We start from the raw sequence: 16210 nt of genomic DNA on the forward strand, positions 1-16210 counted from the left end.
CAAATTCGACTGACGCACAGATCTCTGCTAACGATTGATTCCGATCTGAACTTTGTAGGGGATCTGGCAAAATCTTATTGCAACCTTCGTATCCTCTTGCAAAAAAAGTTATATCTCACTACAAATACTCTTTGAGTAATAGTTGATACAACTGAGTATTCGTTTTTGTGTCAAAGAGGTTATGGGACATTTCGCTAAAAAGAATATCTTGACTCAAGCTATGCACTAAATATGGTTTCATGTCATCTGGTACAGATAGTCCGAGAGGGTGAACAGGGAAACTTTTACACCGTTCTATAGCCTTATAAAATCCAGCCAACTCATACGGCATAGCAGACCCACAGAGCAAGCGTATGTCTGCTGAAGCAAAATCTTCCTGAATGTGGCGCTCGTGCAGAACACCGCAATCCAGGACAATGACATTGTAATCTCGATTCAATTCCTTTGTTATATAAAGGTCATTGTCTTCTAATACATAAGCATTTCCTACTTTCTCCGGCTCGAATAAATGAATAATGTGGGCCAGGTGATTATTTGAATTGGCCTCCACGTAACAAGCACTTCCGCCATGTGCATTAATCCAGCAAACCAAATTCATAGCAGTTGTTGTTGCCCCTACGCGGCGGTCACAACCGGCAATAGCAATCCTTAAATTGGTACAGGTGAAGTGATACTGCAACTTTTCCTCATCAGAAAGAGTGTTCACTTCCTTTTCCTCAAGCAAGGAAATCGTGTCCGGTTTAAATCGCTGCATTCCATCCTCGGAAAAGCACTCCCTTATTTCTTCCTGGATCTCCTTAATTTCTGTCGCTGTAACCATATTCAATATACCACCTTGAATCAGTTGAGCAGTGAAAGAGCTGCTGGCTGGTAATCCCTCCGCAATGAATACAATACGCATATCATAGATAGCCTGATAAGACTGCAAGGCTTGAATCAATTCTTCATCGGATTCAATGATCGCTTCTCTATCCAGTACAACATAGCGAACATGGGCAAAATATCGCATATCCCGAATGACAAAGGATAACAGAGAAAAACTGCCCGTTAGTTTTTTTATGGGCAGTTCTTGTTCTTTCTCCAGAAAATCAAGCAGGTTACTGCGAACATCACGGGTCAAGTATAAAATCATGGGTTAACCTTCTTTCATGAACAAGAGAATAATTCCGGCTATAACCAAGCCAATATAGGTAAACAACTCAATAAGTTGCTTCTGTTTATCCATGATTATCGTCCCCCAGCAGAACCCATGTAGGTGAATTTGTAATCTGGTATTTCAAAATGAGCATGGAGCCGTTTGGAGCCGATCATCAGCAAGGCATGTTCCCGTTGTTTGCTGGCCAAGAGTTCTTCTTCGGCTTCTGTAAGATTGTATAATTCTCGTGTCTCTTGTAGATTTTTTCCGTCGGTTCCCATTAATATTTTCACACACGGAATATCCAGTAAGGCTTGTCCATACATTTTGATTTCTGGAGCTAGAAAGTCCACGACACTATGCGAGATGATTGCTAAAGCAGCTTCATATTTCCGGGCACGTTTCTCAACGTTGCGTAGAAAAACCAGGCTCTGCGGCACTTGCGGGTCAATCATAAGATAGGTTTCGTCGCAAATGAGCAAAACCCGTTCTGTACGATCTTGTGACATCTGCTCCCAGCACCAGGAGAGCAGGTTGAAGTATTGGGTGCGCTTGATATTATCACTTGTATTTTGTAGAGAGTGGGTGTCCAGGCAGATGCAGCGACTACGAGTTTGGATCGTACTGTGACCGTTCCATAAGAAAGAGTCTCCGCCGTTTGCAATGTCGTAGAGGAGCAGAGCTAACTCTTTGTATACCTCATTATTCAGGGCCTGCTCCTTCTGCTGAATCAAGGTACATAAATCTGTAAATGTGGGGAAGTCGATATTTTGCAGCTTAGTGATGTCTGTTGTCCAGTGGATATGAAACTGATTATAGAGTTCGATGAGACATTGCTTGAGAACTGCCTTTTGCATCATGTTCAAATCGGGGATGTACAGGTTGAAGAAAATCTCCAGATTTTTGAGATGCAGGGCCATATCGGACACGCCATGTCCTTCATCCTTATAGAGCGGATGCTCTTCGCCCTCATCATCACGGGGAGCCGGACGGATTTGCAAAGGATTAATCTTACCGTTTGAGCCGCCCCCAGCATTAATCCAGTCACCGCCTAGTTGCTGGCAAAGTTCCTTATACTCAGATTCGGGGTCGATAAAGATCACTTTTGTACCTTTCATATACTCACTGAGCGCAACATGCTTCACGGCAGTGGATTTACCAACGCCAGCAACGCCCATTACGACAATGTTAGAATTGGTGCGATCTCCTCCGCGTTTCCAAAGATCAAGGATAATCAGTCCACCACTTGCGTCTTTTGCCAAGTAGTATCCGGTACCATCATTAAAGCCGCTACTGGCAAAAGGAAAACCTCCAACAAAGGTACTCATCGGTATAATTCTGTTCAAGACCTGGTCTATTGTCTCTTGAGCGGGATACATCGGGGATAGGTGCATTAGCCCATCCTTTTGTAAATGAGCTAACATGCGGATTTTACAGCGCATCAAGCTGAAGGTATTCTCTATACGCCGACAAGTGCGGGCGAACAGCTTTTCATCATGAGCAAAGGGCATCACAACAACATTCATTAGGCCCACAGTTTCTGCGTTTTGGTCGATTTGCAGCATGATATTCTCGCCATCTGCGGCGGCTTTCTCTGCACGTTGGCGGGTTAGTGGGTCTTTAGCACTGTCCGCAGTGCTGCGATTTTGCGTAATGGATTTGGATATGGAGGATATGAGCACGCTGTTGTCTATGGGTTGAAATCCTATGGATACCATGCTGGAAGGAAGATTAGTAAGCGTGGAGAGCCAACCTACATTTGCTTTGGGAGGATACTGAATGACGCCATATAGCTTTGCAGCCTGCTCACCGATGATAAGACCATTGCGGGAAAATTCCAATCCCATTGGGGTAATGACATTTAATAAGGAAGCATTCATGTGCATGTCATTTTTATCGTTTTTTGTCATATGGGGCCTCCTTTAATGGATGATCCAAAAGGGACCGCCAGCCGCGGCGTTCTTGCGAGCTTCGCTTAAAATAACAGAGAAGTCCCAAGACTGTCCGCTGCGCTTGCGGCTTGCTGAATCGGCAACCAAAATTTCCCCGTCCACAGTCACACCTCTCAGCACCAGAAAATGACCGGATGAGGTGAAATGACCTTTGCTCATAATGGCAATGACCAGCTTTCCGCTAGAGAGGGCATCCAATACTTTTTGCGGTTCTTTGACGGATGCTCCTTCCACATGTAATCCAAAATGTTTGGCTCCATCCGGAATCAGAGTGTGGTAACTACCAGTGCCTTCGGCCAAATACCCGTTGTCATAGGCCCATTTGGACATGCTGACGGGGTCAACGGTTGTATCAGTCAGCGTAGAAACCACCATAGCCAGTGAAGTAGGGCCACAACCAGACACGCCAATGGTGTCACGGGGGCCGTAAGGCTTTTTGGCCCAACGTTGATCCAGTTGGTTAAAATACACCACTTCACGGCTGCCATCTTTTAAAGTCACTCCTTCGTACTGCTGCCCCTGGCTCTCCTCATATCCCGAATCGGTTTCCTGGAGCATTTGTGTGTATCCGTAATCCATCCGCAGTTCGTTTACAACAGGTGCTTCACTGGCACCTAGCATGAGCTTGAGGGTTTCAATCGGAGAAGTAAGCAGTTGCATGATGAAGGAAACGAGGAGCAAAAAAATGAGGATAGGAATTAGAATCAGCATCCATATTCTTTTACGAGCTTGTTCATCTGTTGCTAGTTTGACAGCCAGTCTGGCCAGTAATTTTGCAGTAGCAGGTTCCATGATTCACACCTCCCTCAAAAAGGGAATGGTGGCATGGGAGTTCGTATCTTCCAGATGGGTATAAGCAGGATTGTTGACCAGATTGCATAATTGGACAATTTCATGCTGTTTCAGAACATGAGCCTGGACTTGTCCGTCTTCAAAGTGCTGCACAAGTCGCTTCGCTTTTTCGAGCAGGTCACGCTCACCACTCTCCTGACGTTGCCATAGAATCAAGTAAAATTGCCGTTCGACGACTTCGCCTGATAGAGCCAGGTTGTTCATTTCAGCAATCTCTTGCCGTAGTAGTTCTTTTTGTTTTGGATCAGCAACAGGAAGCGCAGAAGCTAGTTCGGAAATGAGTGGAGAAATATCTACGGGGCGGCTGACGGCTAAAAATTTGAACGGAAAGCGAATAGAGGATAACTCGGCGGTCAGTTTTTGAATGAGTATTTTCTTTTCTGAACTGCTTAATAGATCAAGGCTGATAGGGAAAATACGTAAATAGCAAAGTAGCCAACCATCTTGCGTGTAGAGAAAATTACCGTGAATATCTTGCACGTTAACGAATTGTTGAGCTGTTTGAGTATTCTGATTTAATGGTTCTTTTGATTTGGTTTTGCTCGTTTTCAAGTAAAATAAAACAGCTCCCCCGCCGACAAGGCAGAGGAGCAGCATGAGAATCGGCAGTAGCATAAAAGCAGCACCTTCTTTCTATTTGGTTTTCTGCGGTGCAATGTGCCAGTCGGAAAACAGATTGCCGTAAATGGTGAGGGTGCTTTGAAGCTGGAGCGTCAGCATCCCATCTGGCGTCCAAGCATCCAGAATGATGGTGATAGGAGTATACGTACCGTCAGGAAACCAGATTGGGGTGAAGTGAACGCGGCTTTCATAGGTGGAATATTCATTGGCCTTTAGCCAGAAGTTTGTGTTATAGCCAGGGGACTTTATCTCATGTAGCCGCCAGTATTTTTGATATGCAAATTCAGGAAAATAGGAAAGGGCGTGTTGTGCGCCTGTAATATGACTGCTTGGAGCGTTGGAGTAAAGGGCAGTCGAGCTGTTTATTTCAATCCCATACCCGGATTTCATTTGACTGGAACGAGAGGGGGATTTTGCATCAGGCGTGATCAATTGGGATGCAGAGAGTGTGGCGGTATAGCCTGTCCAATCGTAGTCCCACCAGCCCTCATCCTTCCAAGAGCCATTGTCCTGCCAATATCCGCTGTCTTTTCCGGTGGAGTACCACTTCCAGTTTGATTTCCAAACCCAATATTCATGCCAGCGAGCTGACCATATCCCCCAAGAGGCGGATGTTCGACTAGAGTAGGAAGGAACAGGGGGTTGCTTATAGCTGGAATTACGATCTGTTGCTTTGGGATCAGGCGGGGGATTTTGGTCAAGGTCTACAATTGAAGCCGTAATCAATTGCTCACTTAACCATCCATCAGAGGCTGTGATATGAATGGTAATGTTTTGGGGCCTGCTTGGTGTGCGCCACTTTACCCATACCAATTGGCTATCGCCTTCTGGAATGACAATGTTGGTTACAGTGTAACTGCTGCCCATGATGCTAAAGGTCACACGGGCAGGTGCTTTGGGTGTTATTTGTGCCGAAGTGGAGAGCTGTACAGAAGTGATAACGTTTGTATTGGTTCGGTATTCAACAGTCGTTTGGTTAGGAGGCGATGTAGTCGGAGCATCATGGAATCGCACAACACCCAAGCCAAGAGAGCTGATGATTTGAGCATTGCTGACGCGGCTACTGGTTGAACCATCCCAGGCTGGAAAGCCAAGATCAGGTATTTCAAGGAACATAGCCAGTGGTAAGTTTTGGTGTGTCAGGCTGACCATTTTAGAGCGAAGACCACCACTTAGGATTTGATCGTACAAGGCTGCTTCGTGAGCAGTCATAGCCATTTTAGTGCCTTGAAAGGTAATGTAGGCAATAGGCTCTAAGAGGAGTTTGTAATTGCCGTTTATTAATGTTTCGTAGTCAATGCCTGTGGATTCAGCAATGTATTGAATAATCAGTTCATCAGTGAAGTAAAATTTTATTTCCTCTAATGAAGCCTGTCCCTTATCAGATTTAATAATGAGTGGGAGCTTCTTTTGGGGGTGTACGGAGACATACCCGCCATTTACTGGAGATAAAGAATGACCATTTCTATAATGAATCTTGCTATGTTTTCCAAAATGAATAATGTTATTTGAAGGGGATTTGTTGGTGAGGTCTATAGGAGTGGTGATGGGAGTCTGATCGCTATTTCGAATAATGGTTACGCGAACACCTTCGTCGTTCGTGTTCCAGTAGTTTTGCCCAGTTCCGCTTCCCATTCCTCCGCCGCCATTATCAATGTTCCCCTCACCACCACCATCTGCATAGCTAATGAGAGGAACCAGCATTACTAAAATCACTATGAAGCATAAGATTATTTTTAGGTTTAATCGCTTCATTTTTGTCTCCTTTCAATAAAAAAACGAGCGTTCAGCTCTATTAGCTCACGCTCGTTCGACTTAGTTTTAGTAGAATTTAGTCCATACTTCCGACTTTATTGCCAGTTAATTCGTCACCTTCTTTGCCGACAGTAACTTCTTGATTAGGCCCGCTGTCTTCAATCCACCCAAAGCCTGGGACATAGACCTGTCCCTTGCTGTTTTTCTCACCAGCTTTTGGTTTCGCGGCAGTTTCCTTGTTTGGTTTGACCTCTTTTTCCTCATAGGTTGGAGGGGCAGAAGGTTTTTGCGTTTTTTCCTTTTCCTTCACTTTAGGCTTCGCTGGTTCGGTGGGCTTTGCTGCTTTTTCTGGTTTGGTTATCGGTAATTCTACTTGCTTCTTCTCTTTTTCGGGCTGAAGCACAGGCTTTTCGGTAATCACAGGTTGAGGCTTGATTTCGGAAGCCACAACCGGGGCAGGTGAAGGACTAGACTGTTCAGAAGGTATAGCTGGTGTTGCACTGAAGGAGGTTTCGGGCGCTTTCACATTCGGAACAGTAGAAGTTACAGGCGCAACAACAGGAGCTGGTTTGATTTCATGATCGCTTTGCGGAGAAGCTCCTTTCCATATCAACCATCCTCCAAAGGCGATTGCAATTACAAGTCCACTGACAAGCCAGAATTTTTTCTTCATATTTGTGCAACTCCTTTATATGAAACATTCATGTTTGGGATCTAGCACTTCTATTTCCATCATACTGTATAATTCTGTAAAAACCAATAGAAACGTACATGTTGAAAAATAAAAAAGTCGTCGATCTATTTCCTGAATCGAGGCCTGTATACAGCTTGAATGGGGAGGTCTGCTTCCATCGGAGGTAAATGGCTCCAACCAAAGGACAAGGGAACTTTCAGGTGAACGACTGCCTTGGACGTAAATTGCTGGATGGTATTCGGATCACCAGGGGCAAAAGGGGCATTCACAATCGTTATAGTCAGCCCGGATAACGCAAATTCAAGCTGGTTGTCTGTTCGCTTGCTATATTGATTGCCTTCCGAGATTAGACCGAGCGTTTCTGTAAGCTGCGAGTAGATATCGCCTGTAGAAATCTGTGCTGACCACCCGCTTGAGGATCGGCTGAAGCCACCAGAATAGCTTTGGCGAAGGCCAGGGTATACATTGCTGTAGTTTTCTGTCGCCACTGAAATAATGGCACTCTGCACTGCATCGCGCACGCCAGCCGCAATAATACTGAGCCGCAGGTACTCGTATACCGCACAGGAAATCAGTAACACGACCAGTACAATCGCAATTATGATAGGAAAGCCACTTCCAGAACGATTTTTCCATATATGTTTTATTTCCAAAATACTTCGCTCCTTCCGCTGGCTTTGGCAGTAAGCTCAATAGGAAATGATGCAAAGCCTCCGAATAATCCAATATTAACGGTTGTTTGCAGCGTGACCATTACTTCCTCATTGATCTGAATTTGCCCCGTTCTACTCCAGGTGAGCGTGGGATGGAGTCCCGTCTGAGTCTGTAGTTCCGCATTCCGCCCTGTGGTTTCCACTCCAACTCTGCCTGACATTTCTGCTTCCCGCACTAACTCTGCAGCATAGGTATCCAACTGGTGTTTGATGATAAATACGGGGACAACTTTTACAACGAGCGCGATGCAGAGTGCAACGGCCAATACAAGTACAACAACGTCAATATATCCTTCGCCTCGTTTGTTAGCTAGGCATGGAATAGGCATAGAAGCCTCCTTTCTCATGGGATGAACAGTATTCAAAACAGCTTACCCATCGCTTTCATAATCTCCATGCCTAAAATGACCATGTACATCAACATAAAGCAGACGAGCATGTAGAAGGAATACTTGCGGATTTTGCCCGGACGCTTCATAGCGATGAGCTTCAGCCGCTGAATTTCCATGAGTTTAAAATCGTGGGCCAGCATCTCAAAGTAGACAACACCCTGATCGCCGCGCATGACGGCCAGTAGTCCCCGCACCACATCCGAAAGCATGGTGCTGCCAATGCGAGCTTCCAGCCGTAAGAGTGCTGTTTCCTGATTGCCGCTTTTCATATCGGCTATCGTAATCCAGAGTTCGCTTTGCAGGCTACCCCCCGCATGTTTCGCATAAATCTCCAATATACGGAGGACATCTCGTGTCGCTTTTAACTCTTGGGCAATGGTCGCGACAAAGCGGGGCAGTTCCTGTTCGATTTGCGCTCGCTTTTTTCGTACAATCTCGTTGGCACTTCGAGATTCTTTGAAAAAGATCGCAATAGCAAGAAAGACAAACATCGGAAACAGAAGGGGTAAAAGGGGCAGCAGCAGCAATCCACTCCCGAAAACAAGTGCGGCCTTCACAATGGCCCCAGCTACAAAGGATTCAGAGGTCATTTGAATACCCGCTGAGCGCAAAGTCGCGGCTGTCTTTCGTCTATAGTAGTCGCTAAGCTTTAATTCCCCTGCAAGCCAAGCGGATAGACGAAAGAGAAGTGCTTGAACAGGGGAATCTTTCTGCTTGCCGATCTTGGCCACCTTGAGGATGGCACGGGTAGATGCAAGTGTGGGTAACTTCAACCAGGCAGCTACAATCAAATAAGCCCCGACTGTTATAAACAAGTCGAAGCCAACCAACCATCCTGTCATGTATGTTCACATCTCCTTTAACGCTCCCATTCTTCATCTGAAAGCTCATCTCCAATTTCCAGTCCTAACTCATCTACTGCATACGTAGCAGGGGATTCACGCGCGGTTGCTGTAATGATTTCATAAGAAGGTGCATTTTCCGCTACACGAGGCATTTGTCCCATTTTAGCCAGTGAAGCAAAGGTTGTGCCGCCAATGATGATATGATCCAACACGTTAATGTGGAGCGGGTCAAAGATGGCAATCATTCGCTCTGTCAGCATCATGTCTTCGAGGGAAGGGGTTGGCACACCACTCGGATGATTATGAGCCAAGATGATGGAGGAGCAATCGCAGTTTAATGCGGACTTTAATATGCTACGTGGATGCACGAGTGCTTCCGAAACGCCTCCCTCTGAGATGATACGTGTTTCAATGACTTGATTTTTAATATCGAGGAAAGCAGCCATAAATTGTTCCCGATCCTTTACACCACTTAAATAAGCGAAAAAATAGCGGTGTGCGGATTCGGGATTCAAGATTTTCTGCTTGGCATTTTCCTCTTCCCATTGCAGAACACGATGAGATCGGAGGAAGGCATTGAGCTGCTCCACCTTGCGAAGCTGCTTCGTTGTTAATTCCAAAGCATGAGGATGCTCAACCGCATTGAGCAGATTATTCCGAATGCCATAGAGCTGTAATTTTCGGAGTGGAATGCCAGTCAGCTTGTGGAGGGATTTGACGTAATCGGCAATCATCATCTCATCAAGTGGTGTATCCATCAGGTATCCCTACCTTTTTGAATAGTTTGTAACACCTGCTTCACAGATTGCAATTGCTCCAATAATACAGCGGGCAAATTCCAGTCCTCTAACTTTGCCCAAAATAAAAGGGTTCCGTGCTGTACCAGCAGTTTGGTGATTTGTTCCTGTTCTTGAGGGGAAGCCTCTATCAATTTTCCCAATAAGTAAGCTGTTTCGGGTGCAGACATGGTATCACTCCCTTACCGTTTATATTCCAAGGGGCGGGTTAAACGAATGACGGCTGCAAAGGAGACAAACAGCGTTACGCCACATAATGCTAAAACGATTTGCCCTGGTGTGCTGGTGGTCAAGGTGATAAACCAATCCCGATTTAAAAAGTAGAGCAACGGGATGTTGCCCAGCATCAGCAGGGCCATTGTAATAAATTCTTTCAGCGGCTCATATAAGAGGTAGTCCAATTCGGCTGACACGACACGCATATCGGATAGCTTGGCCACAATCGGCATCAGCGTTGTTTTCAGCGTGCGGTCTTCTTGGCAGGCTATAAGCGCATCGCACCATTCATGGAATACGCCGTCATTGATTCTTCCTTTTAATTGTTCCAGGGCCAAACGCAAATTGGCATGAATCAGCTTGGACTCTGCCAGAAACGTTTGGAACACATCAGCTACAGGGGGATTCAAATACGGAACGTTTTCCTCTACTGCCGCTAATATATTTTCGCTCCGCAAATAGGAGGTTGTCATAATGGAAAGGGCCGTCTCTAATTCGCTATGAAGACGCTTCTTATAGAACGTGGAGGTGAACAGTACCATCCAGAACGGCATGAGCGAGAAACCCGCTGTTAGCACCGGAACCAGCCACATATTGCCTAGCAGTATAGCTAAAACCGCTCCCGCAATAGCCAGCATAAGAGAACTGACGGTGAGAAGTCCGAGCTTATTCGATTGTCCTGTTTGCTGGAGAATCGCTTTGGATTCCTGTACCATTGCCCGCCAACCTTTTAGCTTTTTCGGATGCTGAACACCCTGAATGCGTTTGCCGATGGTTTGTTTTCGAGGTTTAACATGGGTGAGCAGTTGAGCAAGGTCTTTGAACAATCGGCGTGGAGGTAAGTTCAACAGGAACAGAAACCCCGCACAAAGGCCCAAAAAAGCCAGAAACAGCAACAATATCATCTTTTTTCACTCCCAAGTAATGTTCTCAGCCGAGATAAGGGAAGGCCGTTTTCGAGCAATCGCTTCTGTAGCCCTGGAGAAATGTCATTTACTTTCTCATATCCGCCTTCAATGACTGTTTTCCCCGCGATCTCTTTTGTGGCGTGAACCGCATACCGATAGAGTGGGATAATTTCACGCTTGCCGTCCGGTAAAATGCAGCACTCCGTCACTTCCATGATGCGCCGCGAGTTGTCCTCCAGTTTTTTGACGAACAGCACCAAAGGAAAGGCTTCGGTAACGAGGTTGTACAGCGTGGCATCGTTCATTTCATATTTTTGCGTACAAAGCGTCACCATGCGGTAGTACGTAGAGAGGCAGGAGTTCGCGTGGGTAGTCGTAATGACGGTATGTCCGGTACGGGCAGCTTCCTGGGCGGCAAAGGCTTCAGCGGATTTCATTTCCCCTACGCAGATGACATCAGGGTTAGCGGTCAAAGCAAACTCCAACAGCTTTTCCTGGTCAATGTGCTGGCGGGGGTCTTCACTGGAACGTGTGACCGTATGCACTACATTGTTCATGACATGGCCCGTTTCGTTTGTGACAACAAGATCAAACTCGCGTGCGCCCTGCTCAATGGTGAATATCCGTTTGTCATAGGGGATGGTGGACAGCAGCCAACTCATCAAGGTAGTTTTTCCGCTGCCTGTTGCTCCGGTTACGCACATGGATAAGCCGTAGCGCAAGCCAAGGCTCAGAAAATCGAGCATCTCCGCTGTTGCTGTTCCACTTCGGATAAAGTCCTCCCGTGCCAGCTTTTGCGGGTTAATAATTCGAATGGAAGCCGCGATCCCTTTTTCCTTGTCCGTGACAGGTGGGCCAAATACGGTAATACGAATATTGTTCGCCAAATGACCGCGCACGATAGGCTGCGAGTAATCCAGGATCATCCCCGACTGATGCAGTAGCCGGCGAATGACATCCACCGCATGATCGACTGAAGTGAACTGTTCATCAGCAGGAACAATACGTCCATCGGTATAGCTGATTTTCACATCGTTGTAGCCGTTAATGTTGATTTCTTCAACATCTCTGGAAAACAAATAACGGGTCAGAAAGGAATACTCTACCATCTCGGCATAAAGCCGATTTACCAATTCGTCAAAGGAAAGCCCCGGTGCATGGAGTCGGTTATCCGTCAAATATTGGCTCATATACGAAATTAACTGCTGCTTCTGTTCTTCCGGTTTGCCGCTCATGAGCGTGGCATATTTGCCAGACAGGTAGCTTTGCACTTCATGCAGCACATCGGTAAATACCTTCGATTCGGTAGCGGAAAAAAAGAGTGCGGCATTGTTCATTGCTTGTCACCTCGGCTTTTGGGCCATAGCTGTTGCAGTAGGCTTTTCATTCGGGATAAGAACCGGGAAGGCTTCTTCTTGGGGGTGGATGAAGTGACAGATAGCTCCCCAGGGGAAAGATGTGCCATGAGGCGTTGGATGGCTTTGGAATACGCGGCAGCTTCTTTGCCGGAGCAATCATCCAGTAGCTGTGCCGCCGCTGCCTGTTGCTCTAACTGCTGCACATGAGGCAACATCACCTCAATATTGCCAAACACCTGACTGTACTCCCGGCTGTCCTGCTCAGGCTTTACGTTGGATAAGACGGAAAGTGCAGAGGAGCGGCGAAATCGGCTATCGGATACAAGCGGCAGATAGGAAGCGTAAAACATCAGACTTTTTAAATCGCAACTATGCAGACGAATCACATGATCGGCAAGCTCCAGCGCCACGGTGGAAAGCGGATCAGCAGAGAGGAAGCTGCTGCAATCCACCAATACGACATCTGCCAAATGCCGGGCCAGCGTTAACAGGTCTACTGCCCGCTCTCGGTTATAGCTGGCATACGTAAAAGCATTATCGCCTTTTTTATAGCCCAGCAGGGCAATACGTGGCGACACATCCAGCGGCAGTGCGTAACGCAGTAAGTCTTCCTGGGTTAATGCAGGAAGACTGAGCAATTCTCCAAGTGAATGATGGTTATTCGCTCCTTGCGGCGCAATCGTAGAGACGGATGGGCAAAGAGCATCGGAGCAGAGGACAAGTACATTTTTCTTTTGAGCGGCGAAGGCTTGGGCCAGCTTGATGGTTGTCATCGTTTTGCCACTGTTGGGACTCCCCCAAATCGCGATCAAGGGTTTATTGTTCATGCGTACCCTCCCCGTCCCTTGCGGCTGTTTTAGAAGCAATGTAGGCATCTTGTTGATCCGTAAATGCCTTTGCAGTGTTGGCATCTCCATGATAGACCAGCGCTGCATGGAGCTTGCTCTTGTTTTCCAGATCGGCTAATAGCTTGGCCTGCTCTGGAAGAACCAGAAGCGTTAGTGTAGAGGGTAGTGCCTGCTCGTCCTGTTCTTTTTCAGAAGAGCCGTTGGTTTGGGCATCTACTCCGCTATCGGTCGTGACGGCCAGCACTTCTACATATTGCAGTTCGGGTAGGACGGCAGTAGTACGCAATTCACCGTAGTCGGAAGCAATCAAGGTTACAATATCGCCCGGCTGGAGCTTACCGGATAGTCCGGCGGCAAGACTTTTAATGGTGACAGAAATCGCCTGTTTATGGCCATCCAAACGGCTCAGATAGGCATCCAGTGGAGTGCTGGATAGTTTGGAGGGCAGGATATAATCATTCTTTTTCAAGTCTATGGCTGCGTACTGACCAATGACAGATTCAGGCAAGGTTAAGACCTCTTGGGGTAGATGATAGGCTCCCACCAGAACCGACTCGACCTGATCGGCAGAAATAATTGCGCCTTTCGGAACGTCTTTAGAGAGACGAACGATGGTGATCTGTTCGCTGTTTGTCCGGTTCAACAGAGGGGCAATGCCTAACGTCAGGATGAGAGAGAAAACTATACAAGTGATACCCACGACCGTACGATTTCGGAACCATGATTTCAAAAGTGAACCCTCCTTGATACGAAATGGAAATCGCTTTAATATGAAAGAAAAAAGGCTGCGATACCGCCCAAAGCCAGAAATGGAGCTAATGGCAATGAGGTTTGCTTCAAAGCCTGAATGCCGAATCTGAAGCTAATGCCCATTGAAAATAACAGCACCAACATCAACCCGATAATGCTTTGCAGCGTACCATTGAGTGGGCCGAGTACCACGCCGCAAGCAGCCATCAGCTTGATGTCACCGCCACCGATTTTTCCATCGGATAAAATCGCTGCCAGCAAGTAGGGAAAGCCCGTTACGAGCAGGCCCAAAAAAGCGCCAAGAGGAGAACCGTGAAAGAGGCCCACGATACTAATGGCCAGCGGTAGGCTATTCGGGATCTGCCTTGTACGTAAATCACAGATACTGGTGCATACCAGCAAGATAATGAAAAGAAGAGCTTCCACGCTTACGAGACTCATAAGGGAAATTCATCCCATTCCGGTAATGCACGATAAGGATAATGCTTTTGGCTTTTTTTAAACTTCACCATAAAGCGCAGTTGATCCAGCACCGACAAGTTGTGCCGATCCTTTGTGGTCATCATGACGGATGCGGATACACCGCTCAAAAAGGTGACGACAGCGAAAGGGACGCTGCCTTTCAGTAACCAAATGAGGACAGCAAATGCAACAGCTAATGAGGAGCCGATAGCGCTTTGCCATAATTGATGCTTCCCAAAGCCGGGGAACCATTCTGCTTCCGGCTTGACGCCCATCGGGATATATAAGGTTTGTGTCTCTTGAGCCATACGAGTATTGCTCCTTCCAAATGTAACTGGAAATTTTTGAAGCCTGTATGACGAAATCTTCACAGGCTTGCTATAATAGAAGTAATGAATATATGGAAAATAAGAAAATCAAGAAATGGAGGAAATGATATTGGCTCAATTCTGGAACAAATCCTACAAACTCATGCATAAAAATGAACCTGTAGCTGAGATCGAACTGGATGAAGCTACCGCCTCCATTTCAGCAATTGGACAGGTCTATAGTGATAAACACGTACCGATAGGAATACCTGTGAAAAAGGGAAAGATAGACCGCGCAGCATTAAATGAATGGTGGAGGGGCCGTGCGATTCCGGCCAGTCGGGATGGAATTAAGGAAGCATTACTTGAATTGAATTTGTCTGCAACACAAAAGCTGTTGGATAAAAGCTACGGACTCAGCTTGTCCGATCAATATTGGATTTCTCCGTCTGACTCGCAATTAACGTGGAGCAGCATTAACTTTTTTGATAATTCCTTTTCCGAAGATGTCGGGAATATCTTGTTTGGAAAAGGCTCGTCAGATGCCATGAGTCTGATGTCACCTGACAATACCTCCGATGGTTGGCTGAAAAAGAAATGGGCCATTATCGATGGTAAACGCTGTTTGGTGAAGGGCGGAAGCGGGGCCACTCAGCAAGAACCGTACAATGAGGTCATTGCCAGCAAAATCATGGAACGGCTTGGGATTCCCCATATTCCTTATACGCTGATGGAGCAGGAGGATTACCCTTATAGTGTCTGTGAAAATTTCGTTACTCCGCAAACGGAACTCATTACGGCTTGGTACGTAATGCACAGTCAGCAAAAGCCAAATCATGTATCGGTGTATCAGCACTACGTGAATAGTTGTCAGGCGCTAGGCATTCCGGGCATTGTGGAGGCACTTGACCAGATGATGGTGGTGGATTTTTTGATTGCGAATGAAGACCGGCATCAGAACAATTTTGGCGTAATCCGCCATGCGGAGACGCTGGACTGGATCGGGCCAGCACCCATTTATGATAGTGGATCGTCACTCTGGTTTTCCAAACCGATTGGATTGATTAGTGCGGACAGTAGACTAACTTGTAAGCCTTTCAAGACGGATCACAATGAGCAGATAAAGCTAGTGACTTCTTTTGATTGGCTGAACTTGTCTCTGCTAAACGGGATTGAAGATGAGATCCAGGACATTTTTCGTGGCTCGTTGTTTGTAGACAAAGCCCGCTGTCAGGCGATTTGTCAGGCTCTACGTGGACGGATTGAGCGTTTGCAGGAAATCGTTTATGCTCGTGCGCCGCAGGAGTGGATGGATGACCATAGTACCGATGTGAAAGAGAACATTGCGTATAGTGGTGAAGAAGAGGATTGGGAAAGGTAAGTGAACGGACTGGCTAGCGATAGTAGAGCAGGATTAGTTCCTTCACTTGCCAAATGCTCTCGGCAAGGACATAAAAGATGACGACATTACGGGCGCGCTTTTTATATTTGCCGGATTCTTCATCCGCACCAGACAAGCGAACCATCGTGTAGATGAAGCGGAAGGTACAGCCTACCCGAATGAGAAGAACAACAGCCTGGGCTAATTCCTCTAGGGTAACCAT

Annotated in this window: 19 protein-coding genes; 1 reads left to right on the forward strand and 18 read right to left on the reverse strand. The window is 46.6% G+C overall.

Translation table 11 applies throughout. From position 1 onward, the window contains the following. Nucleotides 1-118 precede the first annotated feature (118 nt). From ACWXW9_RS16000 to ACWXW9_RS16080, 17 genes are all read right to left on the reverse strand, one after another. Nucleotides 119-1132 carry a hypothetical protein gene (locus ACWXW9_RS16000; protein ID WP_494930201.1) on the reverse strand — a complete coding sequence of 338 codons (1014 nt, stop codon included), beginning with the start codon at nt 1130-1132 and terminating at the stop codon, nt 119-121. A gap of 95 nt (nt 1133-1227) precedes the next feature. Further along, nucleotides 1228-3045 (reverse strand): VirB4 family type IV secretion system protein, encoded by a 1818-nt coding sequence (locus ACWXW9_RS16005; protein ID WP_494930202.1) that lies wholly within the window; start codon nt 3043-3045, stop codon nt 1228-1230. A 12-nt stretch (nt 3046-3057) separates the two neighbouring features. Beyond that, nucleotides 3058-3879 (reverse strand): C39 family peptidase, encoded by an 822-nt coding sequence (locus ACWXW9_RS16010; protein WP_494930203.1) that lies wholly within the window; start codon nt 3877-3879, stop codon nt 3058-3060. 3 nt (nt 3880-3882) lie between these two features. Further along, nucleotides 3883-4554: a TraC-like domain-containing protein gene (locus tag ACWXW9_RS16015; RefSeq protein WP_494930204.1), complete on the reverse strand. Its 672-nt coding sequence runs from the start codon at nt 4552-4554 to the stop codon at nt 3883-3885. A gap of 18 nt (nt 4555-4572) precedes the next feature. Further along, nucleotides 4573-6276: a DUF8193 domain-containing protein gene (locus tag ACWXW9_RS16020; protein ID WP_494930205.1), complete on the reverse strand. Its 1704-nt coding sequence runs from the start codon at nt 6274-6276 to the stop codon at nt 4573-4575. Between the two features lie 115 nt (nt 6277-6391). Next, nucleotides 6392-6988, reverse strand: a complete 597-nt coding sequence (locus ACWXW9_RS16025) for a DUF6550 family protein (protein WP_494930206.1) — start codon at nt 6986-6988, stop codon at nt 6392-6394. A gap of 125 nt (nt 6989-7113) precedes the next feature. After that, a complete protein-coding gene (locus ACWXW9_RS16030; RefSeq protein WP_494930207.1) occupies nt 7114-7662 on the reverse strand; it encodes a hypothetical protein in 549 nt (182 codons plus the stop codon). Continuing rightward, on the reverse strand, nt 7653-8051 hold the full coding sequence (locus ACWXW9_RS16035; protein ID WP_494930208.1) for a DUF4320 family protein: 399 nt from the start codon (nt 8049-8051) through the stop codon (nt 7653-7655). The genes ACWXW9_RS16030 and ACWXW9_RS16035 overlap by 10 nt, the downstream gene beginning before the upstream one ends. 32 nt (nt 8052-8083) lie before the next feature. Next, nucleotides 8084-8956, reverse strand: coding sequence for a type II secretion system F family protein (locus ACWXW9_RS16040; protein WP_494930209.1), 873 nt, complete (start codon nt 8954-8956; stop codon nt 8084-8086). Between the two features lie 17 nt (nt 8957-8973). Beyond that, the gene (locus tag ACWXW9_RS16045) at nt 8974-9717 is read right to left on the reverse strand and encodes a JAB domain-containing protein (protein ID WP_494930210.1); all 744 of its coding nucleotides are present in this window, start codon (nt 9715-9717) and stop codon (nt 8974-8976) included. Next, on the reverse strand, nt 9717-9926 hold the full coding sequence (locus ACWXW9_RS16050) for a hypothetical protein (RefSeq protein ID WP_494930211.1): 210 nt from the start codon (nt 9924-9926) through the stop codon (nt 9717-9719). Before ACWXW9_RS16050 ends, ACWXW9_RS16045 begins: the two co-directional genes overlap by 1 nt. 12 nt (nt 9927-9938) lie before the next feature. Beyond that, nucleotides 9939-10877 (reverse strand): hypothetical protein, encoded by a 939-nt coding sequence (locus ACWXW9_RS16055; protein ID WP_494930212.1) that lies wholly within the window; start codon nt 10875-10877, stop codon nt 9939-9941. Continuing rightward, nucleotides 10874-12217 carry an ATPase, T2SS/T4P/T4SS family gene (locus ACWXW9_RS16060; RefSeq protein ID WP_494930213.1) on the reverse strand — a complete coding sequence of 448 codons (1344 nt, stop codon included), beginning with the start codon at nt 12215-12217 and terminating at the stop codon, nt 10874-10876. Before ACWXW9_RS16060 ends, ACWXW9_RS16055 begins: the two co-directional genes overlap by 4 nt. Next, nucleotides 12214-13065, reverse strand: a complete 852-nt coding sequence (locus ACWXW9_RS16065) for a ParA family protein (protein ID WP_494930214.1) — start codon at nt 13063-13065, stop codon at nt 12214-12216. Before ACWXW9_RS16065 ends, ACWXW9_RS16060 begins: the two co-directional genes overlap by 4 nt. Further along, the gene (gene cpaB / locus ACWXW9_RS16070) at nt 13055-13816 is read right to left on the reverse strand and encodes a Flp pilus assembly protein CpaB (protein ID WP_494930215.1); all 762 of its coding nucleotides are present in this window, start codon (nt 13814-13816) and stop codon (nt 13055-13057) included. The genes ACWXW9_RS16065 and cpaB overlap by 11 nt, the downstream gene beginning before the upstream one ends. Nucleotides 13817-13851: 35 nt before the next feature. Continuing rightward, the gene (locus tag ACWXW9_RS16075) at nt 13852-14277 is read right to left on the reverse strand and encodes a prepilin peptidase (protein ID WP_494930216.1); all 426 of its coding nucleotides are present in this window, start codon (nt 14275-14277) and stop codon (nt 13852-13854) included. Further along, nucleotides 14274-14606 (reverse strand): hypothetical protein, encoded by a 333-nt coding sequence (locus ACWXW9_RS16080; protein WP_494930217.1) that lies wholly within the window; start codon nt 14604-14606, stop codon nt 14274-14276. The genes ACWXW9_RS16075 and ACWXW9_RS16080 overlap by 4 nt, the downstream gene beginning before the upstream one ends. 130 nt (nt 14607-14736) lie before the next feature. Here ACWXW9_RS16080 and ACWXW9_RS16085 point away from each other — a divergent pair, with 130 nt between their 5' ends. Next, on the forward strand, nt 14737-15987 hold the full coding sequence (locus ACWXW9_RS16085; protein WP_494930333.1) for a HipA domain-containing protein: 1251 nt from the start codon (nt 14737-14739) through the stop codon (nt 15985-15987). 13 nt (nt 15988-16000) lie between these two features. On the opposite strand, the gene ACWXW9_RS16090 is transcribed toward ACWXW9_RS16085, so the two are convergent. After that, entirely contained in the window at nt 16001-16210 is a 210-nt protein-coding gene (locus tag ACWXW9_RS16090) for a mercury transporter (protein WP_494930218.1), read from the reverse strand.

Source organism: Paenibacillus sp. LT-B23 (assembly GCF_059417685.1).